The organism is Mesorhizobium sp. M0514 (genome assembly GCF_040321145.1).
Classification (GTDB): domain Bacteria; phylum Pseudomonadota; class Alphaproteobacteria; order Rhizobiales; family Rhizobiaceae; genus Mesorhizobium.
In genome coordinates this window covers 1-23,725 of record NZ_JAMYQZ010000069.1, presented here as the reverse complement: position 1 = coordinate 23,725, position 23,725 = coordinate 1, and the positions used below count along the sequence as shown (strand labels likewise).

Here is a 23,725-nt window from a genome sequence, read left to right as displayed (position 1 = left end):
GGACGATTCCCGCACGAAGCTTGGGCGTCGTTTGCGCAAGAAGGCAGCTATTTCCAAGGAAAACCGAATCGCTAAGAGCACTGCCTGCTTCGTCTCATCCGGTTAGGGCGGACCCTAGCCGCATTCCCCGGCATTGCCAAGCGCTTTTTTGCACTGCGTCAAGGCTTTCCCTGTTCAAACATAAGAACCCTGTCGTTTCCGCCAAGATCGACAAATGCCCCGGCCAGCCTGTAGCCGGCTGCCGCGAATATGTCTTTGACCTCATTGCGCTGCGTGTGGCCGATCTCGACCGCTATCTTGCCTTCTGCTTCCAGAAACTTTGCCGCCTCGGCGGCGATGATCCTGTAAGGGCCAAGACCGTCCACACCGCCATCAAGGGCTCTGTGTGGATCGAAATCGCGGACCTCGTCCTGCAGATTTCCAATGTCTCCAGACGATATATAGGGAGGGTTTGCGGCAATTACATGGTATCGGCCCGAAACTTTTTCGAACCAGTCGGACTGCAGCCCCACGAACCGGCCAGCGAGTCCGAGTTGCTCGGCATTGCGTATCGCGGTTGCCAGCGCGTCTTGTGAAATATCGACCCCGGTGGCGGTCGCGGCCGGAACCGCGCTGAGCAGCGCCAGCGCAATCGCGCCGGTACCGGTGCCGAGATCGAGGATACGGCATAGCCCTAGCCTTTCGGCCGTCGCGCCGGCAAAAGGGAAGACCGCCTCGACCAGCGTTTCGGTGTCCGGCCGCGGCTCCAGCGTTTCCGGCGACAGCGACAGCCGCAGGCCGTAAAACTCGCGAAACCCGAGGATGCGGTGCACCGGTTCGCCGGCCATGCGGCGCTGCAGAGCAGCGTCGATTGCGGCAACCGCACCCGCATCGACCGTCCGTTGCGGGTCGGCGATCGCCTGCGTACGGTCCGTGCCGGAAAAATGTTCGACGATCAGCCTGGCATCCAGCGCCGAGTCGGAAAGGCCGGCCGCGGCAAGCCGCTCCCGCGCCACCCGCAACAACGGCCCGAGCGCGCCGGGCAACATGTCAGCCATCGAGGCCAATATCGGCGAGCAGCTTCGACTGATGGTCGGCAATCAGCGCATTGATGACCTCATCGAGCTCGCCCATCATCACCCGGTCGAGCTTGTAGAGCGTCAGGTTGATACGATGGTCGGTAAGGCGGCCCTGCGGGAAATTGTAGGTGCGGATGCGCTCCGAACGGTCGCCCGAACCAACCTGCGATTTGCGTGACTCCGAGCGCTCCTCGTCCGCCTTGCTGCGCTCGAGGTCGTAAAGCCGCGCACGCAGAATCTGCATGGCTTTCGCCCGGTTCTGATGCTGCGACTTCTCCGCCTGCACCACCATGATACCGGTCGGCAAATGGGTGATGCGCACGGCCGAATCGGTGGTGTTGACGTGCTGGCCACCCGAACCCGAGGCGCGCATCGTGTCGATGCGGATGTCTTCGGCGCGGATGTCGATGTCGACCTCTTCGGCTTCCGGCAGAACGGCCACCGTCGCCGCCGAGGTGTGGATGCGCCCGCTGGCCTCGGTCGCCGGCACGCGCTGCACGCGGTGCACGCCGGATTCGAATTTCAGATGGGCAAAGACGCCCCTACCGGAAATGGTGGCGATGATTTCCTTGAAGCCGCCGGCATCGCCGTCGCTGGCCGACACCGTCTCGAAGCGCCAGCCGCGTTCGGCGGCATAGCGCTCATACATGCGAAACAGGTCGCCGGCGAACAATGCCGCCTCATCGCCGCCGGTGCCGGCGCGGATTTCAAGGATGGCGTTCTTGTCGTCGGCCGCGTCCTTGGGCAACAGCAGGATCTGGATGTCCTTCTGCAGCTCTTCGATTCGCGCTTCGACGCCCGGCAAATCTGCCTCCGCCAGGGCCCGCATCTCTGCGTCGGTGCCCTTGTCGGCAAGCATCGCCTCGAGGTCGGCTTGCTCGCGCTCGACTGAGCGCAGTTCCCTGACCTTGGCCACCATGTCCTGCAGCTCGGCATATTCGGAAGCCATCTTCACATAGGCATCGGCCGCCGGGCCGGCCGACATCTGCGCTTCGAGCATCTCGAAACGCTTGACGACCTGATCCATACGCTCGCGGGGAAGATTGACCATGGCTAATGCTATAGCGGGATGGAGCGGTCGTCGGCGAAGGCCTGCAGCAGCGCCCGCATCGGCAGCCCTTGAGCTGGCGCCATCAGATTGTCGGCAAAGAAAGCCTCCAATTCCTCCAGTGGCAGTTCGGTCAACATCGCCTTGACCGGGCCGATCGAGGCTGGAGACATCGAGATCGAGCGGTAGCCGAGGCCGATCAGCGCCATGGCGGAAATGGGTTTTCCGGCAAGCTCGCCGCACAGCGTCACCGGCGTGTGGTTGCGAACCCCGGCGTCGGCGATCTGCTTCAGAACCCGCAGGAACGGCGTCGACAGCGTGTCGAAGCGGTCGGAGAGCTGCGTGTTCCCCCGATCGACCGCCATGACGAACTGGAACAGGTCGTTGGAGCCGACCGAGACGAAATCGACCGCCTTCATCAACTCGTCGAGCTGGAACAGCAGCGACGGCACTTCCAGCATGGCGCCCACCTTGAGGCTGGTCGGCAGATGGTGGGCAAAGCGGGAGAGATGCCGCACTTCGCGGTCGATGATCTCGCGCGCCTGGGCGATTTCGCCGAGCTCGGTCACCATCGGCAGCATCAGCTTCAGTTCGCGCCCGCCGCAGGCCTTCAGCAGAGCGCGGATCTGGGTCCTGAGCAGACCCGGCCGGTCGAGCGTCAGCCGGATCGCGCGCCAGCCGAGCGCAGGGTTTTCTTCCTGGACAGCGCCCTTGAAGTAGGGCAGCACCTTGTCGCCGCCGATGTCGATGGTGCGGAAGGTGACCGGCTTGCCACGCGCCGCGTCCAGCACGTCGCGGTAGAGCCGCTCCTGCGCCTCGGCGCGCGGGAAGGTCGAGGCGACCATGAACTGCAATTCGGTGCGGAACAGGCCGATGCCGGCCGCACCCGCCTCGGCCAGCTGCGGCAGGTCGACGGCCAGGCCCGCATTCATCAGCAGGTCGACCTGGACGCCGTCCTTGGTCACCGACGGCTTCTTGCGCAGTTCCCGGTAGACTTCCTGCCGGCGCGCCCGGAAGCGCACTTTTTCGGCATAGGCAGCTTCGAGGTCGGGCTGCGGCCGCAGATGGATGGTGCCTTCCTCGCCGTCGACGATGATGGCATCGCCGTTTTCCGCCATGGAAACGGCGCCCTTCATCTGGCCGGCGACCGGAATGCCCATGGCGCGCGCTACGATGACGACATGGCTGGTGGCAGCGCCGTCTTCCAGCACCACGCCGCGCAGCTTGTCCCTGGGATAATCAAGCAGTTCGGCCGCGCCCATCGAGCGCGCGACCAGGATGGCATCCTTCGGCAGTGACGCCGCGACGTCGTCAGGCCCGCGCCCCATCAGCTGGCGCAGCAGCCGGTTGGCGAGATCGTCGAAGTCGCTCATCCTCTCGCGCAAATAAGGATCGGTCATGTGCAGCATGCGGGCGCGCATGTCGCTTTGGACCTTTTCCACCGCCGCTTCCGCCGTCAGGCCGTTGCGGATCGCCTCTTCCAGCCGGCGCACCCAGCCGCGGTCGTTGGCAAACATACGATAGGCTTCGAGCACCTCGCGATGTTCGCCCTCGAAGGCGACATCGCGCCGCTCCAGCATGTCGTCGATGGAAAGCCTGAGCGAACCGAGCGACGTCTCCAGCCGGCGCACCTCTTCCTCACTGTCCTCGTTGAACAGATTGGTGACGACGATGCGTGGCTCATGCAGCACGACATGGCCGAGGCCGACGCCCTCGTTGAAGGACAGGCCGGTAAAGCTGACGGGACGGCGCAGGTCGAGTTCGAGGCCGGGCCGGGTCAGGCGAGCGAGATCGCCGGTGGCGATCATCTCGGCGATCACCATGGCGGTCGTTTCCAGCGCCTCGACCTCGTCGTCGCGGTAGTGGCGCATGGTCTTGTTCTGCACCACCAGCACGCCCAGCGTGCGCCCTGCCCTTAGTACCGGCACGCCGAGGAAGGAATTGTAGATCTCTTCGCCCGTCTCCGGCAGGTAGGCGAAGGCCGGATGTTCCTGCGCATTGGAGAGGTTGAGCGGCCGCGCGCTCGCGGCAATGGTGCCGACGAGGCCCTGCCCCAGCCGCAGCTGCGCCAAATGGACGGCGTTCGGGTTCAGACCTTCGGTGGCATAGAGTTCGAGCACCGAATCGGCGCGCAGCACATAGAGCGAGCAGACCTCGGCGACCATGTTGGAGGCGATGTCGCGCACGATCCGGTCGAGCCGCTCCTGCGGCTCCAGCGGCTCCTGCATGAGCTCGCGGAGCCGTTTCAGCAGAACGCGCGGGCCACTGGCCGTATCACGCATCGCGGCTTCTTCTCCAATGGGCATTTTGCCCGCCGCAGTTTCCACTGCGACCGGCGCACACGCAACAACTCAAATCGCTCTCGCTACTGCTTATCCAGACCGTACACGGAATGCAAAGTACGAACCGCGAGTTCCGTGTAGGGACCGTCGATCAGTATCGAAATCTTGATCTCGGAGGTAGTGATGGCGCGGATGTTGATCGCCTTGTCGGCCAGCGCCTTGAAAGCGGTGGCGGCCACACCGGCATGGCTGCGCATGCCGATGCCGATGACCGAAACCTTCGACATGCCGGCTTCCGACTGCACCACGTCATAGCCGATCGAAGCCTTCAGACGCTCCAGCACGGCCAACGCCTTGTCCACGTCGCCGGACGGCACGGTGAAGGTCATGTCGGTGAACTTGCCGTCCTCGGAGATGTTCTGGACGATCATGTCGACATTGATGTTGGCCTCGGCCAGCGGGCCGAAAATGCCGGCGGCAACGCCCGGGCGGTCGCCGACGCGGCGCAGAGAAATCTGCGCTTCGTCCTTGGCGTAGGCAATTCCGGTGACGACCTGCTGTTCCACGATCTCTTCCTCGTCGCAAATGAGCGTTCCCGGAGGATTGAGCAAATCCCCCATTCCGGGCGCATCGGGATCGTCGAAGGACGACCGCACGAACGTACGCACCCTGTGCACCATGGCAAGCTCGACCGAGCGCACCTGCAAGACCTTGGCGCCGAGCGAGGCCATTTCGAGCATTTCCTCGAACGAAATCTTGTTGAGCCGCCGCGCCTTCGGCTCGATGCGCGGATCGGTGGTGTAGACGCCGTCGACATCGGTGTAGATGTCGCAGCGATCGGCCTTGACCGCCGCGGCAATGGCCACCGCGCTTGTGTCGGAGCCGCCGCGGCCGAGCGTGGCGATGCGGTTGTCCGGGCCGATGCCCTGGAAGCCGGCGACGACAGCCACCTGGCCCTCGCCGAAGCGCTTGATCAGGAACGCGCCGTCAATTTCGAGGATGCGCGCCGCGCCATGCGCGTTGTCGGTCTTGATCGGGATCTGCCAGCCCTGCCATGAGCGGGCGTGCACGCCCATATTCTGCAGTGTGATCGCCAGCAGGCCGGCAGTCACCTGCTCGCCCGAGGCGACCACGGCGTCATACTCGCGCGCGTCGTGCATGGGCGAGGCTTCGCGCGTCCAGCCAACCAGTTCATTGGTCTTGCCCGCCATCGCCGAAACCACGACAGCGACCTCATGGCCGGCATCGACCTCGCGTTTGACGTGACGCGCCACATTGCGGATGCGGGCGATGTCGGCGACGGAGGTTCCGCCGAATTTCATCACGATGCGCGCCATGGAAGCGAAATGCCTTTGACTGAAGCCGGCCCAGGACCGAAAGGGGAAGAAAGCGCTCGACAGAAGCCGGCCGCTGAATGCGCGCCTCCTTAGCCAAATGATCACGGTTTCGCAAGGCTGGCGGCGGATGCCGGCTTCAGGATCGCGGCATATTGCGTTCGGCCCCGCCGCCGCTTACCAAATGCTGCCCGCGGGAAACTCCTTTTGGTCCGGCATATCGAATGATTGTTCGCCTTAGACGCGCCATGCGGTGGCAATCGCTGCCGCTGTTCATCGGCTTCGCCGTGCTGGCGTTGATCGTCGGCACACGCGCCGTGCTGGTCGAGACCCAGAGAGCCAATCGTGAGGCCGCGCGCGAGGCGGTCGAGTATCAGGAATTGCTTTCCGGTTTGCTTGCGATGGCTCAGGAGGCCGAGACCAGCCAGCGCGGCTATCTCCTGACCGGCGAGAAATCCTACCTCCAGCCTTATCGGCAGGCGGTCGACGCCATTCCGGGCCAGCTTGCCCGCATCGACGGCATGACCGCGCCGGACGACGAACTCGTGCAGCAGATCAACCACGTCAAGGACGCGCTTTCACAAAACCAGGCCGAATTGGCTGAGACGATTGCACTCTACGATCGCGGCGATGCGGCAAAAGCTCTGGAACTGGTCCGCAGCGGCCAGGGCAAGGCCGCCATGGACCAGATCCGGGCCAGCATGGACACGATCCGGCGCATTGGCGGCGCAGCCATCGCGGCGCGCGACGCTCATACCGACCGGGTCGAAAACTGGCTGCGAATCGGCTCGATAGCGGCGCTGCTGGCGATCTTCCTGCTTGGCGCCTACACGGTTCGCCTTTCGCGCCGCCGGTTCCGCGCAGTGGCGATCGCCCAGGAAGAGCTGATGCGCAAGAACATCGAGCTCGGCAACGAAATCCAGACGCGTGAGAAGGCCGAATCGCAGATCCGCCAGATGCAGAAGATGGAGGCTGTGGGCCAGTTGACCGGCGGTATCGCCCACGATTTCAACAACATGCTGGCGGTGATCATCAGCGCCATGAACCTCGCCCAGCGCAAGCTGACGCGGGGCGAGCACGACATCATGAAATTCATCGAAGCGGCGACCGATGCGGCGACCCGGGCCGCAAACTTGACGTCACGGCTGCTTGCCTTCTCGCGCCAGCAGCCGCTCGCGCCCCAGGTTGTAGACGCCAATCGTCTGGTCGCCGGCATGTCGGACCTGCTTCGGCGGGCGCTCGGCGAAACCATCCGCATCGAAACCGTGCTGGCTGGCGGCCTGTGGAAGACCCATGCCGATCCGAGCCAGCTCGAAAATGCCATTCTCAATCTGGCGGTCAATGCGCGCGACGCCATGGGCGAGGACGGCAAGATGACCATCGAGACCGCCAACAGCCACCTCGACGAGAGCTACGCCGCCACCCATGCCGAGGTCAAAGACGGCCAGTATGTGATGATCGCGGTCAGCGACACCGGCGCCGGCATGCCGGCGGACGTCATGGAGCGGGCTTTCGAGCCATTTTTCACCACCAAGCCAGTCGACAAGGGCACCGGCCTCGGGCTGAGCCAAGTGTTCGGCTTCGTCAAACAGTCCGGCGGACACGTCAAGATCTACTCGGAACCCGGCCAAGGCACCACGATCAGGATCTACCTGCCGCGCTTCTTCGGCCCGGAAGAGGCCGCCATATCTTCGGAACGAGCCGGAAATCCTGCCGTGCCGGTCACCGAAACCATCCTTGTCGTGGAGGACGATCCACGCGTGCGGGCTTCCACCACGGATGCCATGCGCGAACTCGGCTACACCGTCATTCATGCCGCAAGCGGCCAGGAAGCGCTGGAAAAGCTGGGCGACAACCCTGGTGTGGCGCTCATGTTCACCGATATCGTCATGCCGGTGATGAATGGCCGCAAGCTCGCCGAGGAGGCGCTGGCGCGCATGCCGAAGCTGAAGGTGATCTTCACCACCGGCTTCACCAGGAACGCCGTCGTCCACAATGGCGTGCTCGACCATGACGTGCATTTCCTGGCCAAGCCCTTCACCATCGAGCAGCTGGCGGCGAAATTGCGCGACGTGCTGGACGCAAGATGACCGAGGCCCTGGAAATCGTCACCTTTCGCCTCAAACCTGGAGCGGAAGCGGGCTTTGCCGCCGCCAACAACCTGGTCGCCGACTGGCTGGCGCGGCAACCTGGTTTCGTAAACCGCTGCCTGGCGCGGCGGGACGATGGCGGATGGGTCGATGTGGTGCGCTGGCGAAGTCGCGAGCAGGCTCTCGCCGCCGCAGGCCGGATCATGGCCGAGATCGGCGATTGCGAAGCGATGCGGGCCATCGATCCCGCAAGTGTTGCGATGGAACATGCGGCGATTGTGATCTCGAGGCCATAGGTCGACTAGCCAGCAGTCGCAAAAACCGGCCTTGACTTTCTTGCCCCGGCACCCGACTTCCTAGCGTCCGAGGAGACCCGCCCCATGCCAGAGGCCCGACGATCGACAATCGATGCCGGAGAAGTGGAACGCTTTTCCGCGCTTGCCGCCGAATGGTGGAACCCGAACGGCAAATTCCGTCCGCTGCACAAATTCAACCCGGTCCGGCTTGCCTATATCCGGGACCAGGTGGCGGCGCGCTTCGGCCGCGATCCGCGGGCGGCGCGGCCGTTCGAAGGCCTGCGTTTCCTCGATATCGGCTGCGGCGGTGGGTTGTTGTGCGAGCCGATGGCAAGGCTTGGCGCCGAAGTGGTCGGCGCCGACGCCTCGGCAACCAACATCGAGGTGGCGAAGCTGCACGCGGCCGAAGGCGGCGTGACGGTGGATTATCGCGCTACGACCGCTGAGGATTTGGCCGATTCCGGCGAGAAATTCGACGTCGTCCTCAACATGGAAGTCGTCGAGCATGTTGCCGATGTCGACCTGTTCATCGGCAAGTGCGGCGAGATGGTCAAGCCCGGCGGCATCATGTTCGTGGCCACCATCAACCGCACGCTGAAGGCACTGGGCCTGGCCATCATCGGCGCCGAATATGTGCTGCGCTGGCTGCCGCGCGGCACCCACCAGTTCGGCAAGCTGGTGCGGCCCGAAGAGCTTGAAAAGGCGCTCGGCAGCGCCGCCATGACCATCATCGACCGCACCGGCGTGACCTACAATCCTCTCGCCGACCGCTGGGCACGCTCCAAGGACATGGACGTCAACTATATGGTGCTGGCGGAAAAACGATCGGTCTGAACGAAAGGGGGCGGCCGTGGACACTATGAGGGCCCGAGAGCTGGCGCTCGATCTTCCCGAAACGGTCGAGCAATCGCATTTCGGCAAGGCTGACTTCCGCGTCCGCAACCGTATCTTCGTCTCGCTGCCCGAAGCCGACCGTGCTGTCGTCAAGCTCGACCGCGACCAGCAAGAGATGATGGCCGCGGCTGAGCCATCGGTTTTCAGGCCCGTGACAGGCGCCTGGGGCCAAAAGGGATGGACGTCGATTATGCTCGAAGCCTGCGACGAACAGACATTCCGCAGCGCCGTTCGGACGGCCTGGCGAAACGTCGCCCCGCCGGCGCTACGGAAGCGCCTCGACGCGAGCCAAATTTAAGCTTGAGCAGTTCGAGCAAAGTGTGAAGCGGTTTTCCCGGGAAAAGCGCATAGCGCTTTGCTAGGGAATTGCGTAAACCAAAGACCCTATGCCTTCTGGCTCTGCGCCTTGGTGGTGATGATCACGCCGATGGTGATGATCACCGCGCCGGCCCAGGTCAGCAACTGGTAGTGCTCGCCGAGGAAGATGGTTCCGGCAAACAGGCCAACGGCCGCCGCCACATAGCCGATCTGGCTGAGATAGACCGGACCGCCCACGGCCTGCAGCCGGAAGAAGAAGGCAAACATCGCCGAGGCCGAGGCGACTTGCGCCACGACGACCAGCGGCACGGCGGCAAGCGGGGCGAAGGCACTGAGGCCGAACAGCACGAGAATGCCGACCAACAGCAGCGTTGCCGAGGCCAGGTGGCTGCCGACGGCCAGTTCGATCGGACCGGTGCCTTCGGGCCAGTCGACGGTGCGATAGATATTGCCGGCGGCAAGGCTGACGGGGATCAAAAGTCCGACCAGCACCCAGAAGAAATCGGCCGGCTGGCCGGCCTCGCCGCGCGTCACCGCCACCATGACGGCGCCGATGAAGCCGACGGCGATACCGATACTGCCGAGCATATTTGGCCGTCGAACGCCGAGCAGGATCGAAAACACCAGTGTGATGACCGGCGACAGCGTGAACATGATGCCGGTGTAGCCGGCGCCGAGATGCGGGATAGCCGAAAACATCAGCAGATTGGGCACGGCGTAGGACACGGCGGCGGTGATGAAGAAATAGCGCAGTCTGTGCGAGGTCAGCCGCATGCGCTCGCCGTTGGCGAGCAACGCGCACAGCAGCACGCCCCCGGCCCCGAACGAGATTACGAAGGCCCAGACCATGGCCGAAACGCCGGCAGCCGTCGCCAGCTTGCCGAACGGCAGCGTTAGGCCGAGCAGGCCGCCGGTGACGACCAGCAGGCCAAGCGCCGATTCCCAGAGAAATTTCATCGGATGGTCCCGTCACTCACTTGCGGCACTCGGCTGAAACTGTATCTTGAGGTAGCATATCACAAAGATTCTTAACGTCAAGATACTTAGCGATGAGACAGATGGATCGCGCGGCAAAGGCGGTGGAGCAATGGAAGCGGGAACGGCCGGACCTGGAGGTGTCGCCGATGCTGGTGCTTGGGCGGCTGAACGAAGCCTCGTCGCTAATCGCCCGCGAGCGCCTCGCCCCGCTGTTTGCCCGTTTCGGACTGCAGGCCGGCGAATTCGATGTGCTGGCGACGCTGCGCCGCTCCGGCCAGCCCTACGCGCTGACACCGACCGCTCTATACGAGGCGACGATGGTGACCTCTGGGGCCATGACCAACCGGCTCGACCGGCTTGAGAAGGCCGGACTGATCCTGCGCGGCCCGCACCCCAACGACCGGCGTGGCATTGTCGTGCAACTGACCGAAAAAGGTCTGGCCTTGATCGACGAAGCCCTGACCGCCCACGTCGCCAACGAGCATGAAATCCTCGCCGGGCTCACCGGCACGGAGCGGGGGGCACTGGCTCAGTTGCTTGGCAAATTGATCGATAGCGCCAGCTGATCGCTCAATTGCGCTCCTCGGGAAAACTCGGGATCGGCATGAAATCGATGCCATCCTCGGCCAAGCTCTTGGCTTCGTCCAACGTCGCCTCGCCATAGATGCCGCGCGCATCGCTCTCGCCGAAATGGATCTTGCGCGCTTCTTCGGCAAACTTGTCGCCGACATAGTCGGCATTCTCGCGCACCTTCTCGGCCATCGCCTTCAGTTGCGCCAAAGCCTGCTTCTGGGTTTCGCCCATGGCCAGCGCAATTGTTTCCTGCTTCCGCGCGGTGGAGACGGCTGGCGCCATCAGCGCCTTTTGCACCTTGTGCGAGCCGCAGCTCGGGCAATCGACGAAGCCGCGCTTCTTCTGCGTGTCGAAATCGTCATTGCTGCGAAACCAGCCCTCGAATTCGTGCTCGTGCTCGCAGATCAGGGCAAAGCGGATCACGAAGCCGCGCCCCTGAGCCGCGGCGCTTCCACTGCACCGGCATTGACGGCAAAATCACGCGCGTTCTTGAGATTGGGGATTTTCTTACGCGCGGCCGACGACTGCGCCGTGTCGATCTCGGCGATGATAACCTCCGGATCGTCATGGTCGGCCTCGGCGAGAATTCGACCCCATGGGTCGACGATCAGCGAATGGCCATAGGTTTCGCGGCCATCCTCATGCAGGCCACCTTGTGCTGCAGCAACCACATAGGCGCCGTTCTCGATGGCACGGGCTCGCAGCAGCACATGCCAGTGCGCCTCGCCGGTCTGGCGGGTGAAGGCGGCAGGCACCGACAAGAGGTCGGCGCCGGCCATCGCCTCGGCGCGGAACAGCTGTGGAAAGCGTAGATCGTAGCAGACGGCAAAGCCGAGACTAGCGCCGTCGATCTCGGTGACGACGGCCTCGGTGCCCGGCTCATAGGCGGCGGATTCGCGCCAGCTCTCGCCATTGTCGAGGTCGACATCGAACATGTGGATCTTGTCGTAGGTGGCAAGGGTGGCGCCGTCCGGCCCAAACAGCAGCGCCCGGTTGGCGAGCTTGCCGTCGGTGCGCAGGATGGCGGTCGAGCCGATGTGCAGGAAGACGCCGAGTTCGCTGGCGAGCTTGCGCGCGGCCGCCACGACGATGTCCTTGTCTTCCAAGGTGAAGGAAGCAGCCCTGGCTTCCTTGTCGCGGATCAGCGCACCGGTCATTTCCGGGGTCTGGATGTAGGTTGCACCGAGGCCTGCCGCTTCGCGCACCAGCCGTTCGAGATCGACCGCGTTGCGCTCGGGGCTCTCGCCCGAACGCATCTGGATCGCCGCCGCCTTGAAAATACCCATCATCACGTCCTCTTTGAGCAATTCCAGGAAAATCGTGTAACGGTTTTCCGTCCGGAATTGCGTAAAAACAAAGACATAGAGCGGCGCTACGAACCGCTCTTTGTCGTCGAGCCGTTGGCAAGCAGCCTATCCAGCTGCCCCCGTGCCTCCAACTCGTGGAGGTCGTCGGAGCCGCCGACATGCGTGTCGCCGATGAAAATCTGCGGAAAGGTCGAGCGGCCATGCGCCCGCGAAATCATTTCCTGGCGCAATTCCGGCGAAAACGAAGCGTCATGCTCGGTGTAAGCGACGCCCTTGCGGTCGAGCAGCCGCTTGGCCGCCGCGCAATAGCCGCACATCATACGGGTGTAAATCGTCACATCGAGCATCGGTCCGTGCCTTTCCTCGACCTTATATAGTCGCGGACTCGTCGGCCCGAAAGTCCCCCGGCAGGACACGCGCGAAGGTCAGCACATCGACCGCTCCGGCGCCGCCCTTCTTCAGCGCCCTGGCGACCGAGCGCACGGTGGCGCCGGTGGTGTAGACATCGTCGACCAGAAGCACGCGGCGCCCAGTGATCTCGATTTCGGCTTCCGCAGGCACACGGAAGGCGGCGCGGACATTGGCCTCGCGCTCCTGCCGCTCCAGCCCGACCTGCTGGCGCGTGAGCTTGACGCGCCGGACCGCCGAGGGCGAGAAAGGCAGCCCGCTAAGCTGCGCAACCGCCCTTGCCAACTCCGCTGACTGGTTGAACTGCCGCCGAAAGAAGCGCCGCCAGTGCAGCGGCACCGGTACGACGACATCGGCGTCTGCAATTAGCTCAGCGCCGGCGCGCAGCATCCAGCGCGCCATCCACGGCGCCAGATCGGTGCGATCCTGGTATTTCAGACCTTGCACCATCTGGCGGGCGACACCTGAATAGGCCACGGCCGCCCGCGCCCGCTCGAACGGCGGCGGATCGGCGATCGCCTCGGCCGACAGGAATCCCTCGCCCATATCGTGCGTGAATGGCGTGCCCATCACCGCGCACCATGGCCGCTCCAGCAGCCTGAGTTTCGGCCAGCAGGCACCGCACAAAACGCCGGGTTGCGAGACGTGCCTGCGACAGCCGGCACAGACCGGCGGGAACAGCATCCGCGCCGGCCAGTCCAACATGGCCAGCTTCAACATGGTTTGAGCGAGGCTCTTGATCTCCATCACCGGATCGGCCACGTGGTTTTGTCGTCCGCGCCAGGATATCACTAGACGGACAAACAGGGATGTCTACCGTTGCAGCCGATCATCGATACTGAACTTTGGCTGGTGCGCAAGCGCAGGGCGCTGGCCCACCCCGTAGCCGGCGCGGATTTTCTGATGCGGCGGGCGGCGGAAGACCTTGCCGACCGGCTCGGCGCGGTCGAGCGGAAATTCGGCAAGGCCGCGGTGCTGTTTTGCCAGACGCCGGACGCAACGGACGTGGTCGCTGCAAGCGGCAAGGCAGCGGAGATCGTGCGCGTCGAGGCAGATCCAGCGTTTCTGGACGGCCGGCCAGGGCTGATAGCACCGCTGGAAACAGTGCCGTTCCAGCCGGAAAGCCTCGACCTCGTCGTTTCACTTCTGTCGTTGCAGGCGATGAACGACATTCCCGGCATGCTGGTGCAGATCCGCCGCGCTCTGCGGCCCGACGGGCTTTTCCTCGGCGCCTTTGCCGGCGCCGGCACGCTTTCCGAATTGCGCGAAAGCCTGCTCGCCGCCGAGACCGAACTCTATGGCGGCGCCAGCCCGCGTGTCATCCCCTTCACCGATGTTCGCGACGCCGGCGCACTGCTGCAGCGCGCCGGACTGGCGCTGCCGGTGGCCGACGTCGAAACGGTGACCGTCCGCTACGATACCCTCTTCGACCTCATTGCAGATCTCAGGGCGATGGGCGAAACCAGCGCGCTGACCGATCGCAGCCGGCGACCGGGAGCGCGAAAGCTTTTTACCCGTGCCGCCGAAATCTATGCCGAACGCTTTTCGGACGCTGATGGCCGCATCAGGGCAAGCTTTTCCATCGTCTGGATGTCGGGCTGGGCGCCCGATGCCTCGCAGCAAAAGCCCTTGAAACCGGGTTCGGCGAAGGTCTCGCTGAAGACGATACTGGAAAACCCCGGCGGGCGGTGACGGCGCTCCGGATCAGTGCTCGGCGAAGGCGTTTGCGAGCCTGCTGTTGTTGTCGCTGAACAGAAACTGGATCGCATTGCTGGCCTTGCCGACACCCCCGACGATGGCAAGCGACAGCACCGCAACGATCAGGCCATATTCAATGGCCGTGGCGCCTGTTTCGTCCTGCAAAAATCGGCGCAGCAATGGCTTCATGATCGTCGATCCCTCTCATCCCCGACCATATCGCCGACCTGTTAAGAAAGGTTAACGGCACAAGCTTAACAGGCTGTGAAATGGGCCTGCGTTGAGGAAGTTCTCAAGCTGGTGTCGACCTTGTTGGTCAGCAGTCGCCGCTGCGTTGGCCGTCGGCGCGGATGATGCAGACTGAGTTCGGTGAGGGCTGCAGCACGCTTCTGCGCAGCATATAGGTGGCCCGCGAGCCGATCGAACCCGTGCTCATCGGGTCGAGACCGCCTGCAAGAGCATCGCGGCTGGACGATCGCGTCTGGTTGTCCAGCACGGGGACCGCGATCAGCGCCAGCGCCACTGCGGCCGAGCCGAACAACAGCGTGACGCGCAATAAGCCGACGCCGGCGGCGCGAAAGCTGCGATCTGGCCGGATCGAGTCCCATTCCCTGTCGAGGCTCATGCAATCGCTCCCCGCGAACCCGCTTTGCCGCAATTTTTCACGACGAGATAAATCTTCCATTAACGCTGGCTAGATCAGACCGCGAAATGGCTTTGTATCACAACAGGTCGATGAGGAACTGGATTAGCGGCGCGTCGGCCGGCGGCATGGGATAGTCGCGCATCTGCTTTGGCCGCACCCATTTCAACGCCTGCCCTTCCCTGGGCTGCGCGATGCCGCGGAAGCGGCGGCAGACGAACAGGGGCATCAGGAGATGGAAATCATCATAGGAATGGCTGGCGAAGGTGAGCGGCGCCAGGCAAGGAATGTCGGTCTCGATGCCGATTTCTTCCTGCAGTTCGCGGATCAGGCATTGTTCCGGCGTCTCGCCTGGCTCTACCTTGCCGCCGGGAAATTCCCACAGGCCGGCAAGCTGTTTCCCCTCGGGCCGCTGCGCCAGAAGCACGCGGCCATCGGTATCGACCAGCGCGCACGCGGCGACCAGCAGCAGGCGTTTGCCGGTGATCTCGCTCATGCGCCCGGCGGCCGGCGATAGTGGTAGCGATAGACTTCGTCGAAACCCAGCGAGCGATAGAGCGCCAGCGCCGGCGCATTGCCGGCCTCGACCTGCAGCCAGGCTTCGCGAGCGCCACGCAGCCTCGCCCATTTCAGCGCCGACAGGATCAGGTTGCGGCCATGGCCCTGATTACGCGCCGACTTGGCGGTGGCGATCTCGAACAGGCCGGCAAGATCGCCGTCATGGACGCAGATCAGCACCGCCAGGGGATCGGCCCCTTCCTCGAGCGCAAACAGCCCGACTTCGGGTTGGATAGCGCCGATGATTTCCGAAAGACCGGGCCGCAGCGATGCATCCGAGCCGCTGACCTTGAGCGACGCGCCAAGAAAGCGGCTGATATCCTTCAGCGGAATCTGGTCCATGGCCGGCGCCAGTTGCGCGTCCGCCAGCGGCAGCCGCATCACCAGGGATTCGTCGAATGTGCTCCAGCCCTCATTGTCGAGATGCTTGGCCAAGTCCGGCCCCGACAGCGGCGAGATGCGGAAGGTCAGCGGCCTGCCATAGGCGTCGAAGCGCCGGCTGGCGCGGCCGATGCGCTCGGCAATGTGCTGGGTGTCGCCGGGATCGAGCGGGTTGACCGAGTTCAGCCGTTTGGCCGGATGACCGGCCGTCAGCCGCACCACCCAGGTGCCGTCATAATGGACGGCCGCAGCCGGCCAGGCGCGAAAACCCGCCGCCTCGTAGCGGCGCACGATGGCGAGCATGCTTGCCGGATGCCTGGAAGCCAACTCCATCAGCTCCGGTAATCGCCATTGATGGCGACATATTCCTTGGTGAGGTCGCAGGTCCACACCGTCGCCTTGCCGCGGCCGATACCGATATCGGCGCGGATGCGGATGTCGTCGCGCTTCATATAGGCCGAGGTCGCCTCCTCGGAGTAGCCCGGGTCGCGTTCGCCCTCATGCGCCAGACGGTTGTCGCCGAACCAGATCGACAGAAGGTCGCGATCGGCCGGCTCGCCGGCCTTGCCGACGGCCATGACGACGCGGCCCCAATTGGCGTCCTCGCCGGCAACCGCCGTCTTGACCAGCGGCGAATTGGCGATGGACAGCGCGATGCGCTTGGCCGAGCGCGCCGATTTGGCGCCGGTAACGGTGACTTCGACCTGCTTGCGGGCGCCCTCGCCGTCGCGCACCACTTGCAGCGCCAGCGATTTGAGCACCTTGCCCAGCGCCCGGCGGAAGGCGCCGAGACGCGCATCCTTGGGATCGCTGATGGCGGGCGCGCCGCGCTTGGCAGCGGCTCCGGTGGCGAACAACAGCAGCGTGTCGCTGGTCGAGGTGTCGCTGTCGACGGTGACGGCGTTGAAGGTCTTGGCCGTGCCGCGCGACAACAAGTCCTGCAGCACGGGGGCGGCGATCGGCGCATCGGTGGCAATGAAGGACAGCATAGTCGCCATATCGGGCGCGATCATGCCGGCGCCCTTGGAGATGCCATTGATGATGACGTCGGTGTCGCCGAGCTTGACCGTCGCTGTCGCCACTTTCGGATAGGTGTCGGTGGTCATGATGGCCTTTGCCGCCTCGGTCCACAGATCCGGCTTGCCGTCCTTGACCAGTCCGGCGAGCAAATGGCTGAATTTGGTGGTGTCGAGCGGCTCGCCGATTACCCCGGTAGAAGCGAGGAACACTTCGCCTGGCGTGCAGCCTGCGGCCTTGGCCGCGGTCTCGCCGGTCAGTTGGGTGGAGGCGCGGCCCTTCTTGCCGGTGAACGCGTTGGCGTTGCCGGAATTGACGACCAGCACCCGCGCCTTGCCGGCGCCAAGGTTCTCGCGGCAGAAGTCGACCGGCGCCGAGGGGCATTTCGACTTCGTGAACACGCCGGCAACCGCTGTGCCGGCATCGAAGACCATGGCCAAGAGGTCGGTACGGTTCTTGTACTTGATCCCGGCCTCGGCGGTGGCGATGCGCACGCCCTCGATGGCAGGCATTTTGGGATATTTCTTCGGCGCGAGCGGCGAAATCGTTGCGGACATTGGAGACCTCGGGCGAGGGAAAAACGCTGGGCGAAGGCCGGTTTGCCCGATAGCACGGCCCGGCGCAAGGGCGTTTTCTTGGCCGCCGCTGTCGGCAAGCCACCAGGGATTAAGCTTGCATTTCAAATCCGTTGGCGTCACCGGGGCCTCTGGCGTTATGATATCGGCCATGGGCAGGCTGGTGATCTTGGCGGTGGCGTTTATGGGGCTTTTGCTCCTGAGCGCCGATGCGCAGCCGGAACGGCGCGTGGCGCTGGTCATCGGCAATGGCACCTATGCCGAAGCCGGCACGCTCACCAATCCGGTCAACGATGCCCTCGATATTGCCGGCAAGCTGCGCTCGATCGGCTTCGACGTCATCGAGGGCAACGATCTCGGCAAGCGCGAACTCGAGCGCAAGATCGGCGAATTTTCCGATGCGCTGGAAGGCGCCGGGGTCGGGCTGTTCTATTATGCCGGCCACGGCCTGCAGGTCGAAGGGCGCAACTACATCGTCCCGGTCGACGCCCGGCTCGACATGCCGGTCAAGCTGCAGCTCGAAGCCGTGCCGATCGACGAAGTCCTCGACATCATGGAGCAGCAGACCAAGGTCAGCCTGGTGTTCCTCGATGCCTGCCGCAACAATCCCTTTGCCCGCAGCCTGAGCCGCACCGCCACCACGCGCTCGGCAACGGCGCTTGCCGGTCTGGCCCAGTTCGATTCGACGCGTGGCTCCTTCATCGCCTTCTCGACGGCGCCAGGCGCTGTCGCCATGGACGGCACCGGGCGCAATTCGCCGTTCGCCGCCGCCCTGCTGCGACACATGGCCGAGCCCGGCCAGAGCATCAACGACATGATGATCGCGGTGCGCCGCGACGTGGTCTCCGAAACGCGCGAGGGACAGCGCCCATGGGAACAGGGTTCGCTGCTCGAACGGTTTGAGTTTGTGCCCGGCGGCGAAACGGTTGCACAGCCGAAGCCCGCCGTCCCCCCGACGCCCGAAACAAAGGTTGCGGCACTCGAACGGTCTGTAGGGGACGACAAGACCGCAATCGAGAAATTCCTGCGCGACGACTATCTTGCGCCCGATGCCGCGGCGATCGGCGAGACCGTCAAGCGGCTCTATGCGCCTTCCGCCACCATCTTCGGCACGCGCTATGACAGCGACGCCGTCGTCAAGCTCAAGACGGACTGGTTCGCGCAATTTGCATCCTGGTCGTTCAGTCTCGAGCCCGGCAGCCTCAATGTGACGCCGCAGGGCGAGAACCGCGCCGAAGCCGTGTTCGCGATGAGCTACGACTATATGTCGAAAGACAAATCGGCGGCGCGCATGACCGGCAAGGCACGAGTCACGCTTGGGCTGGTGAAGAGCGACGGCCAGTGGCGGATCGCCTCGGAAACCTCGCAAGCGATGAACTGAAAATCCCCGCGCAGGGCGAACGTGAGGCCTGCTTCTACAAGCGCTGGAAACGGGCCGTTTCGTTTGCCTGCCAGCTCACCTATATTGCCGGCGAGATTGTTGGCCAGGATTGCCGGCGAGATTGTTGGCGAGGACAGACATGGGCGAGGATCCGGCGCGCAGATCGATCGGGGCGCGGCGCAATCCAGACAGCGCCGAGGCCATTCTCGAGGCCGCGGAGGCGGTGCTGGTCGAGGCCGGCTATGCCGGCTTCTCCATAGAGGCCGTGGCGCGGCGGGCGCGCGCCGGCAAACCCACGATCTATCGCTGGTGGCCGAGCAAGGCGGCCCTGCTGCTGGAGGTCTACAAGCGGCAAAAGCGTGTCGACGTCCCCGATACCGGCAGTCTCGAAGACGACCTCGTCGGTTTCCTGAGGAACCTCTTCGCGCATTGGCGCGACACATCCTCGGGCAGCGTATTCCGCTCGCTGATCGCCGAGGCCCAGTCGGACGAAGCGGCGGCCGCGGCCCTGACTGGCTATGCCGATGGGCGCGTGTCCCACACCGCTCGGATCATCGAGCGCGCCAAGGCGCGCGGCGAGGTTGCGGCCGATATCGACGCAGCGCTGGTCGCCGACCTCATCGCTTCCTATGCCTGGAAACACCTTTTGACCAACCGGCTGGACGAAGATGAGGCGACAATCCTTGCCACTGTCCGCTATGTGATGTCAGGCATCTCCCGCAATTGAAAAGGGCGCCGAACGGCGCCCTTTGCATGTTTTCGGTGCCGGCCTTACTTGCCGGCTTCCATCGTGTCGACGGCCTTCTTCAGATTGGCGTCGGGGATTTCAACCTTTGCGGCGCCGCGCAGCTGCTTGACCAGTGCGAAATACTTGTCGCGGATCACCGCCTGCTTGGCCTGGTCCTTGACGTCGTCGAAGGCCGGCGGCTGTTTGGTGCGCTTGTCCTCGAGCTTGATGACATGCCAGCCGAATTGCGTTTGCACCGGCTCCTTGGTGTATTTGCCGATTTCGAGCGCAACTGCCGCCTTGTCGAATTCCGGCACCATCTGCCCCGGGCCGAACCAGCCGAGATCGCCGCCATTGGTCTTGCCCGAGGGATCGCTGGTATGCTCGTTGGCGAGCTTCTGGAAGTCGGCACCGCCATCGAGCTGCTTGATAATCGCCTCGGCCTCTTCCTTCGTCTTCACGAGGATGTGACGGGCATGAATCTCATTGACCGGCGGCGTGCTGGCGATTTCCTGGTCGTAGCGGGCGCGCACCTCGGCATCGGTAACCTTGTCGACGACGCCCTTCTCGACCATCTCGCCATGCAGCGCGCGCTGCTGCAGGAACGCCATGCGGCGCTGGAATTCGGGATCCTTGTCGAGCCCAGTAGCGACCGCCTGGGCGGCCATGACGCGGATTTCGATGGCCGCCGAAAGGGCGGCGGCGCGGCGCTGCTCGGGTGGCAACTGCGAGAACTGCTGCGACAGCTCGCCCTCGGCAAGCCCAAGGTCCGCCTCGGTCAGCTTCTGGCCATTGACGGTAGCGATAACGGCGTTCGGATCGACGGGGGCTGCCGCCGGCGCTGCTGCGGCATCGGCCGGGGCGGGAGCGGCTTCCTGGGCCATCAGCGGAGACAGCGACAGGGCCGACAGGCCGAAAGCCAAGCCAAGGCTGGCGAGCGACGCACGGCGAAACAGTAAGGACATCAAGATTAACTCCAAGGGGGGATTGGTAGGGCTTGCAGATCAGCCGGATTGTGGCGGCATTTGGCGCTGCCCATAGGGCTAACGCGGCGTTGACATCAGTTGAGCCCCCTCTTATCTGTCCAACGACTTTGCGTCCAGAACCGTTTTCCGGGCGCTTTTTGTGTTTGTCCGCGTTTCACGCGGAATTGATGGGGCCGGCCGGCGCTCATCTCAAAATTGAGAATTCTATCGAAAGGACCATCGGATGGTCAGTCTCGGCGGTCTCGCCCGTAAGGTTTTCGGTTCCTCCAACGATCGTCGCGTAAAATCGACCCGGCCGCGTGTCGAGGCGATCAACACCATGGAAAACGAGATGCGGGCGCTGTCCGACGCCGAGCTTCAGGCCCGCACGGAAAAATTCCGCCAGGATATCGCGAACGGCGCTACGCTCGATGACCTCCTGGTGCCGGCCTTCGCCACCGTCCGCGAGGCATCCCGCCGCGTGCTCGGCATGCGCCCTTTCGACGTGCAGCTGATCGGCGGCATGGTGCTGCACAATGGCGGCATCGCCGAAATGCGTACCGGCGAGGGCAAGACCCTGGTCGCCACCCTGCCCGTTTATCTCAACGCGCTTGCCGGCAAGGGCGTCCATGTCGTCACCGTCAACGACTATCTCGCCACCCGCGACTCCGAATGGATGGGCCGCGTCTACAAATTCCTCGGCCTCTCGGTCGGCGTCATCGTCCATGGCCTGTCCGACGAGGAACGCCGCGTCGCCTACGCGTCCGATGTTACCTATGCCACCAACAACGAGCTCGGCTTCGACTATCTGCGCGACAACATGAAGTATGAGCGCGCGCAGATGGTGCAGCGCGGCCACAATTACGCGATCGTCGACGAAGTCGATTCCATCCTGGTCGACGAGGCGCGCACGCCGCTGATCATTTCCGGTCCGCTCGAGGACCGTTCGGAAATGTACAACACCATCGATGCCTTCATGCTGCAGCTCGGCCCGGCCGACTACGAGATCGACGAGAAGCAGAAGACCTCGATCTTCACCGAAGAAGGCACCGAGAAGCTGGAAAACCTGCTGCGCGCGGCCGGCCTGCTCAAGGGCGAGTCGCTCTATGACGTCGAGAACGTCGCCATCGTCCACCACGTCAACAACGCGCTGAAGGCGCACCGGCTGTTCCAGAAGGACAAGGACTACATCGTCCGCAACGACGAGATCGTCATCATCGACGAATTCACCGGCCGCATGATGCCGGGGCGCCGCTATTCGGAAGGCCTGCACCAGGCGCTCGAAGCCAAGGAGCATGTGGCGATCCAGCCGGAAAACCAGACGCTGGCATCCGTCACCTTCCAGAACTATTTCCGCCTCTACAAGAAGCTGTCCGGCATGACCGGCACGGCGCTGACCGAGGCCGAGGAGTTCGGCAACATTTACGGCCTCGAAGTCACCGAGATCCCGACCAATCTGCCGGTCATCCGCAAGGACGAGGACGACGAGGTCTACCGGACGGTCGAGGAGAAGTACAAGGCGATCGTCAAGGAGATCAAGGAAGCGCGCGCCAAGGGCCAGCCGACGCTGGTCGGCACCACTTCGATCGAAAAATCCGAGCAGCTGGCCGAGCGCCTGCGCAAGGAAGGGTTCAAGGATTTCGAGGTGCTGAACGCCCGCCATCACGAGCGCGAAGCGGCCATCGTCGCCCAGGCCGGCAAGCCCGGCGCCATCACCATCGCGACCAACATGGCGGGACGCGGCACCGACATCAAGCTCGGCGGCAACGCCGAGATGCGCATCGAGGACGAACTGGGCGACATGCCTGCTGGTCCCGAGCGCGAGGCGCGCGAAAAGGAAATCATTGCCGATGTCGAGCGCCTGAAGGAAAAGGCGCTAGCCGCCGGCGGCCTCTACGTGCTCGCCACCGAGCGCCATGAATCGCGCCGCATCGACAACCAGCTCCGCGGCCGCTCCGGCCGCCAGGGCGACCCCGGCCGTTCGAAATTCTTCCTGTCGCTGCAGGACGATCTGATGCGCATCTTCGGCTCCGAGCGCATGGACGGCATGCTGCAGAAGCTTGGCCTCAAGGAAGACGAGGCCATCATCCATCCGTGGATCAACAAGGCGCTGGAAAAGGCGCAGAAGAAGGTCGAAGCGCGCAACTTCGATATCCGCAAGAACCTGTTGAAATACGACGACGTCTCGAACGACCAGCGCAAGGTGGTGTTCGAGCAGCGCATCGAATTGATGGACGGCGAAGGCCTGTCCGAGACGATCGCCGAGATGCGGGAAGGCGTCATCGAGGAGATCGTCACCAAGAACATCCCCGAAAACGCCTATGCCGAGCAGTGGAACGTCGCCGGCCTCAAGGCCGAGGTCGCCGAATTCCTCAATCTCGACCTGCCAGTCGAGGACTGGGTCAAGGAAGAAGGCATCGCCGAGGACGACATCCGCGAGCGCCTGACCAAGGCCGCCGACGCCGCCGCCAAGGAGCGCGCCGAGCGCTTCGGCCCAGACGTGATGAGCTATGTCGAACGCTCGGTGGTGTTGCAGACGCTCGATCATCTGTGGCGCGAGCACATCGTCAACCTCGACCATCTGCGTTCGGTCGTCGGCTTCCGCGGCTACGCCCAGCGCGATCCGCTGCAGGAATACAAGAGCGAGGCGTTCGAGCTGTTCCAGGCGCTGCTCGGCAATCTGCGCCAGGCCGTCACCGCGCAATTGATGCGCGTCGAACTGGTCCGCCAGGCCGCCGAAGCACCGCCGCCCGAAGCGCCTGAAATGTTCGGCAGCCACATTGACGGCACCACGGGCGAGGACGATTTCGAGGGCGGCGAGACCGCACTTCTGGTCCGCCAGGAGAGCAACGCCATCGTCGCTCCCGAAGACCGCGATCCGAACAACCAGGCGACCTGGGGCAAGATCGGCCGCAACGAAGCCTGCCCCTGCGGCTCCGGCAAGAAATACAAGCACTGCCACGGCGCGTTTGCTTGATCATTGGGTCGGCGGGACAGCACCCCCCTCTGGCTTGCCGGCCATCTCCCCTCAAGGGGGGAGATCAGCAGTTGCGGCGCTCTGACTTCTTTCAACTTCGACAATTGGCGAAAGCCGCGATGACAGCCAATCTCCCCCCCTTGAGGGCATAGGCGCTAAGATAGGTATTGCCCTGCGGAATCGGGTGTGATTCTACACTGCGATGACACACGAATCG

The 23,725-nt window shown here is 63.9% G+C and carries 24 protein-coding genes; 9 read left to right on the top strand and 15 right to left on the bottom strand.

The genetic code is table 11. The features are described from left to right. Positions 1-158 precede the first annotated feature (158 nt). The 4 genes from prmC to NKI61_RS24020 all read right to left on the bottom strand — a co-directional run bounded on the left by prmC (position 159) and on the right by NKI61_RS24020 (position 5,725). Positions 159-1,037 (bottom strand): peptide chain release factor N(5)-glutamine methyltransferase, encoded by an 879-nt coding sequence (gene prmC / locus NKI61_RS24035; RefSeq protein WP_352841167.1) that lies wholly within the window; start codon positions 1,035-1,037, stop codon positions 159-161. Continuing rightward, the gene (prfA, locus tag NKI61_RS24030) at positions 1,030-2,109 is read right to left on the bottom strand and encodes a peptide chain release factor 1 (RefSeq protein WP_023672971.1); all 1,080 of its coding nucleotides are present in this window, start codon (positions 2,107-2,109) and stop codon (positions 1,030-1,032) included. The genes prmC and prfA overlap by 8 nt, the downstream gene beginning before the upstream one ends. 8 nt (positions 2,110-2,117) lie before the next feature. Further along, the gene (gene ptsP, locus NKI61_RS24025; RefSeq protein ID WP_023672972.1) at positions 2,118-4,388 is read right to left on the bottom strand and encodes a phosphoenolpyruvate--protein phosphotransferase; all 2,271 of its coding nucleotides are present in this window, start codon (positions 4,386-4,388) and stop codon (positions 2,118-2,120) included. Between the two features lie 83 nt (positions 4,389-4,471). Beyond that, on the bottom strand, positions 4,472-5,725 hold the full coding sequence (locus NKI61_RS24020) for an aspartate kinase (protein WP_023672973.1): 1,254 nt from the start codon (positions 5,723-5,725) through the stop codon (positions 4,472-4,474). 245 nt (positions 5,726-5,970) lie between these two features. On the opposite strand from NKI61_RS24020, the gene NKI61_RS24015 reads away from it, so the two are divergent. The 4 genes from NKI61_RS24015 to NKI61_RS24000 all read left to right on the top strand — a co-directional run bounded on the left by NKI61_RS24015 (position 5,971) and on the right by NKI61_RS24000 (position 9,300). Continuing rightward, positions 5,971-7,812 carry a CHASE3 domain-containing protein gene (locus tag NKI61_RS24015; RefSeq protein ID WP_352841165.1) on the top strand — a complete coding sequence of 614 codons (1,842 nt, stop codon included), beginning with the start codon at positions 5,971-5,973 and terminating at the stop codon, positions 7,810-7,812. After that, entirely contained in the window at positions 7,809-8,108 is a 300-nt protein-coding gene (locus NKI61_RS24010) for an antibiotic biosynthesis monooxygenase family protein (protein WP_352443928.1), read from the top strand. Before NKI61_RS24015 ends, NKI61_RS24010 begins: the two co-directional genes overlap by 4 nt. An 84-nt stretch (positions 8,109-8,192) precedes the next feature. Further along, on the top strand, positions 8,193-8,942 hold the full coding sequence (ubiG, locus tag NKI61_RS24005) for a bifunctional 2-polyprenyl-6-hydroxyphenol methylase/3-demethylubiquinol 3-O-methyltransferase UbiG (RefSeq protein WP_023672976.1): 750 nt from the start codon (positions 8,193-8,195) through the stop codon (positions 8,940-8,942). Between the two features lie 25 nt (positions 8,943-8,967). Next, positions 8,968-9,300, top strand: coding sequence for an MmcQ/YjbR family DNA-binding protein (locus NKI61_RS24000; protein ID WP_352841179.1), 333 nt, complete (start codon positions 8,968-8,970; stop codon positions 9,298-9,300). Positions 9,301-9,386: 86 nt separating this feature from the next. Here NKI61_RS24000 and NKI61_RS23995 read toward each other — a convergent pair whose 3' ends face one another. After that, positions 9,387-10,277, bottom strand: coding sequence for a DMT family transporter (locus NKI61_RS23995; RefSeq protein WP_352841162.1), 891 nt, complete (start codon positions 10,275-10,277; stop codon positions 9,387-9,389). Between the two features lie 101 nt (positions 10,278-10,378). Between NKI61_RS23995 and NKI61_RS23990 the strand changes: the two genes are divergently transcribed. Beyond that, positions 10,379-10,864, top strand: a complete 486-nt coding sequence (locus NKI61_RS23990) for a MarR family winged helix-turn-helix transcriptional regulator (protein ID WP_023672979.1) — start codon at positions 10,379-10,381, stop codon at positions 10,862-10,864. A gap of 4 nt (positions 10,865-10,868) precedes the next feature. Here NKI61_RS23990 and NKI61_RS23985 read toward each other — a convergent pair whose 3' ends face one another. The 4 genes from NKI61_RS23985 to NKI61_RS23970 all read right to left on the bottom strand — a co-directional run bounded on the left by NKI61_RS23985 (position 10,869) and on the right by NKI61_RS23970 (position 13,333). Beyond that, on the bottom strand, positions 10,869-11,294 hold the full coding sequence (locus NKI61_RS23985; protein ID WP_023672980.1) for a DUF1178 family protein: 426 nt from the start codon (positions 11,292-11,294) through the stop codon (positions 10,869-10,871). Beyond that, a complete protein-coding gene (locus NKI61_RS23980) occupies positions 11,291-12,157 on the bottom strand; it encodes a carbon-nitrogen hydrolase family protein (protein WP_023672981.1) in 867 nt (288 codons plus the stop codon). Before NKI61_RS23980 ends, NKI61_RS23985 begins: the two co-directional genes overlap by 4 nt. Positions 12,158-12,243: 86 nt before the next feature. Beyond that, positions 12,244-12,525: a glutaredoxin 3 gene (gene grxC / locus NKI61_RS23975; RefSeq protein WP_023672982.1), complete on the bottom strand. Its 282-nt coding sequence runs from the start codon at positions 12,523-12,525 to the stop codon at positions 12,244-12,246. A gap of 22 nt (positions 12,526-12,547) precedes the next feature. Beyond that, a complete protein-coding gene (locus tag NKI61_RS23970) occupies positions 12,548-13,333 on the bottom strand; it encodes a ComF family protein (RefSeq protein ID WP_196814971.1) in 786 nt (261 codons plus the stop codon). Between the two features lie 72 nt (positions 13,334-13,405). Between NKI61_RS23970 and NKI61_RS23965 the strand changes: the two genes are divergently transcribed. Continuing rightward, positions 13,406-14,278: a methyltransferase domain-containing protein gene (locus NKI61_RS23965; RefSeq protein WP_023733657.1), complete on the top strand. Its 873-nt coding sequence runs from the start codon at positions 13,406-13,408 to the stop codon at positions 14,276-14,278. 12 nt (positions 14,279-14,290) lie between these two features. Here NKI61_RS23965 and NKI61_RS23960 read toward each other — a convergent pair whose 3' ends face one another. The 5 genes from NKI61_RS23960 to argJ all read right to left on the bottom strand — a co-directional run bounded on the left by NKI61_RS23960 (position 14,291) and on the right by argJ (position 17,440). Next, complete coding sequence (locus NKI61_RS23960; protein WP_023672984.1) at positions 14,291-14,473, bottom strand: Flp family type IVb pilin; 183 nt, start codon at positions 14,471-14,473, stop codon at positions 14,291-14,293. A gap of 127 nt (positions 14,474-14,600) precedes the next feature. After that, positions 14,601-14,909: a hypothetical protein gene (locus NKI61_RS23955; protein ID WP_352841160.1), complete on the bottom strand. Its 309-nt coding sequence runs from the start codon at positions 14,907-14,909 to the stop codon at positions 14,601-14,603. Between the two features lie 97 nt (positions 14,910-15,006). Further along, positions 15,007-15,423, bottom strand: a complete 417-nt coding sequence (mutT, locus tag NKI61_RS23950) for an 8-oxo-dGTP diphosphatase MutT (protein WP_023685791.1) — start codon at positions 15,421-15,423, stop codon at positions 15,007-15,009. Then, the gene (locus tag NKI61_RS23945) at positions 15,420-16,169 is read right to left on the bottom strand and encodes a GNAT family N-acetyltransferase (RefSeq protein ID WP_023713717.1); all 750 of its coding nucleotides are present in this window, start codon (positions 16,167-16,169) and stop codon (positions 15,420-15,422) included. Before NKI61_RS23945 ends, mutT begins: the two co-directional genes overlap by 4 nt. A 29-nt stretch (positions 16,170-16,198) precedes the next feature. Continuing rightward, entirely contained in the window at positions 16,199-17,440 is a 1,242-nt protein-coding gene (gene argJ, locus NKI61_RS23940) for a bifunctional glutamate N-acetyltransferase/amino-acid acetyltransferase ArgJ (protein WP_352841159.1), read from the bottom strand. Positions 17,441-17,609: 169 nt separating this feature from the next. On the opposite strand from argJ, the gene NKI61_RS23935 reads away from it, so the two are divergent. Both NKI61_RS23935 and NKI61_RS23930 read left to right on the top strand, forming a co-directional pair. Further along, positions 17,610-18,839, top strand: a complete 1,230-nt coding sequence (locus NKI61_RS23935) for a caspase family protein (protein ID WP_352841156.1) — start codon at positions 17,610-17,612, stop codon at positions 18,837-18,839. A gap of 139 nt (positions 18,840-18,978) precedes the next feature. Next, the gene (locus tag NKI61_RS23930; protein ID WP_023714960.1) at positions 18,979-19,566 is read left to right on the top strand and encodes a TetR/AcrR family transcriptional regulator; all 588 of its coding nucleotides are present in this window, start codon (positions 18,979-18,981) and stop codon (positions 19,564-19,566) included. 44 nt (positions 19,567-19,610) lie between these two features. Here NKI61_RS23930 and NKI61_RS23925 read toward each other — a convergent pair whose 3' ends face one another. Beyond that, positions 19,611-20,531: a peptidylprolyl isomerase gene (locus NKI61_RS23925; RefSeq protein ID WP_023686683.1), complete on the bottom strand. Its 921-nt coding sequence runs from the start codon at positions 20,529-20,531 to the stop codon at positions 19,611-19,613. Positions 20,532-20,775: 244 nt separating this feature from the next. Here NKI61_RS23925 and secA point away from each other — a divergent pair, with 244 nt between their 5' ends. Further along, positions 20,776-23,508, top strand: coding sequence for a preprotein translocase subunit SecA (secA, locus tag NKI61_RS23920; protein WP_352841155.1), 2,733 nt, complete (start codon positions 20,776-20,778; stop codon positions 23,506-23,508). Positions 23,509-23,725 lie beyond the last annotated feature (217 nt).

Coding starts and splice junctions, on each gene's coding strand:
- ptsP (WP_023672972.1), bottom strand. CDS start 4,388: ATGCGTGATACGGCCAGTGGCCCGCGCGTTCTGCTGAAACGGCTCCGC.
- secA (WP_352841155.1), top strand. CDS start 20,776: ATGGTCAGTCTCGGCGGTCTCGCCCGTAAGGTTTTCGGTTCCTCCAAC.
- NKI61_RS23945 (WP_023713717.1), bottom strand. CDS start 16,169: ATGCTCGCCATCGTGCGCCGCTACGAGGCGGCGGGTTTTCGCGCCTGG.
- NKI61_RS23970 (WP_196814971.1), bottom strand. CDS start 13,333: ATGGAGATCAAGAGCCTCGCTCAAACCATGTTGAAGCTGGCCATGTTG.
- NKI61_RS23925 (WP_023686683.1), bottom strand. CDS start 20,531: ATGTCCTTACTGTTTCGCCGTGCGTCGCTCGCCAGCCTTGGCTTGGCT.
- NKI61_RS24015 (WP_352841165.1), top strand. CDS start 5,971: ATGCGGTGGCAATCGCTGCCGCTGTTCATCGGCTTCGCCGTGCTGGCG.
- NKI61_RS23935 (WP_352841156.1), top strand. CDS start 17,610: ATGGGCAGGCTGGTGATCTTGGCGGTGGCGTTTATGGGGCTTTTGCTC.
- NKI61_RS23930 (WP_023714960.1), top strand. CDS start 18,979: ATGGGCGAGGATCCGGCGCGCAGATCGATCGGGGCGCGGCGCAATCCA.
- argJ (WP_352841159.1), bottom strand. CDS start 17,440: ATGTCCGCAACGATTTCGCCGCTCGCGCCGAAGAAATATCCCAAAATG.
- NKI61_RS23955 (WP_352841160.1), bottom strand. CDS start 14,909: ATGAGCCTCGACAGGGAATGGGACTCGATCCGGCCAGATCGCAGCTTT.
- ubiG (WP_023672976.1), top strand. CDS start 8,193: ATGCCAGAGGCCCGACGATCGACAATCGATGCCGGAGAAGTGGAACGC.
- NKI61_RS23995 (WP_352841162.1), bottom strand. CDS start 10,277: ATGAAATTTCTCTGGGAATCGGCGCTTGGCCTGCTGGTCGTCACCGGC.
- NKI61_RS24010 (WP_352443928.1), top strand. CDS start 7,809: ATGACCGAGGCCCTGGAAATCGTCACCTTTCGCCTCAAACCTGGAGCG.
- grxC (WP_023672982.1), bottom strand. CDS start 12,525: ATGCTCGATGTGACGATTTACACCCGTATGATGTGCGGCTATTGCGCG.
- NKI61_RS24000 (WP_352841179.1), top strand. CDS start 8,968: ATGAGGGCCCGAGAGCTGGCGCTCGATCTTCCCGAAACGGTCGAGCAA.
- NKI61_RS24020 (WP_023672973.1), bottom strand. CDS start 5,725: ATGGCGCGCATCGTGATGAAATTCGGCGGAACCTCCGTCGCCGACATC.
- mutT (WP_023685791.1), bottom strand. CDS start 15,423: ATGAGCGAGATCACCGGCAAACGCCTGCTGCTGGTCGCCGCGTGCGCG.
- prmC (WP_352841167.1), bottom strand. CDS start 1,037: ATGGCTGACATGTTGCCCGGCGCGCTCGGGCCGTTGTTGCGGGTGGCG.
- prfA (WP_023672971.1), bottom strand. CDS start 2,109: ATGGTCAATCTTCCCCGCGAGCGTATGGATCAGGTCGTCAAGCGTTTC.
- NKI61_RS23960 (WP_023672984.1), bottom strand. CDS start 14,473: ATGAAGCCATTGCTGCGCCGATTTTTGCAGGACGAAACAGGCGCCACG.
- NKI61_RS23990 (WP_023672979.1), top strand. CDS start 10,379: ATGGATCGCGCGGCAAAGGCGGTGGAGCAATGGAAGCGGGAACGGCCG.
- NKI61_RS23980 (WP_023672981.1), bottom strand. CDS start 12,157: ATGGGTATTTTCAAGGCGGCGGCGATCCAGATGCGTTCGGGCGAGAGC.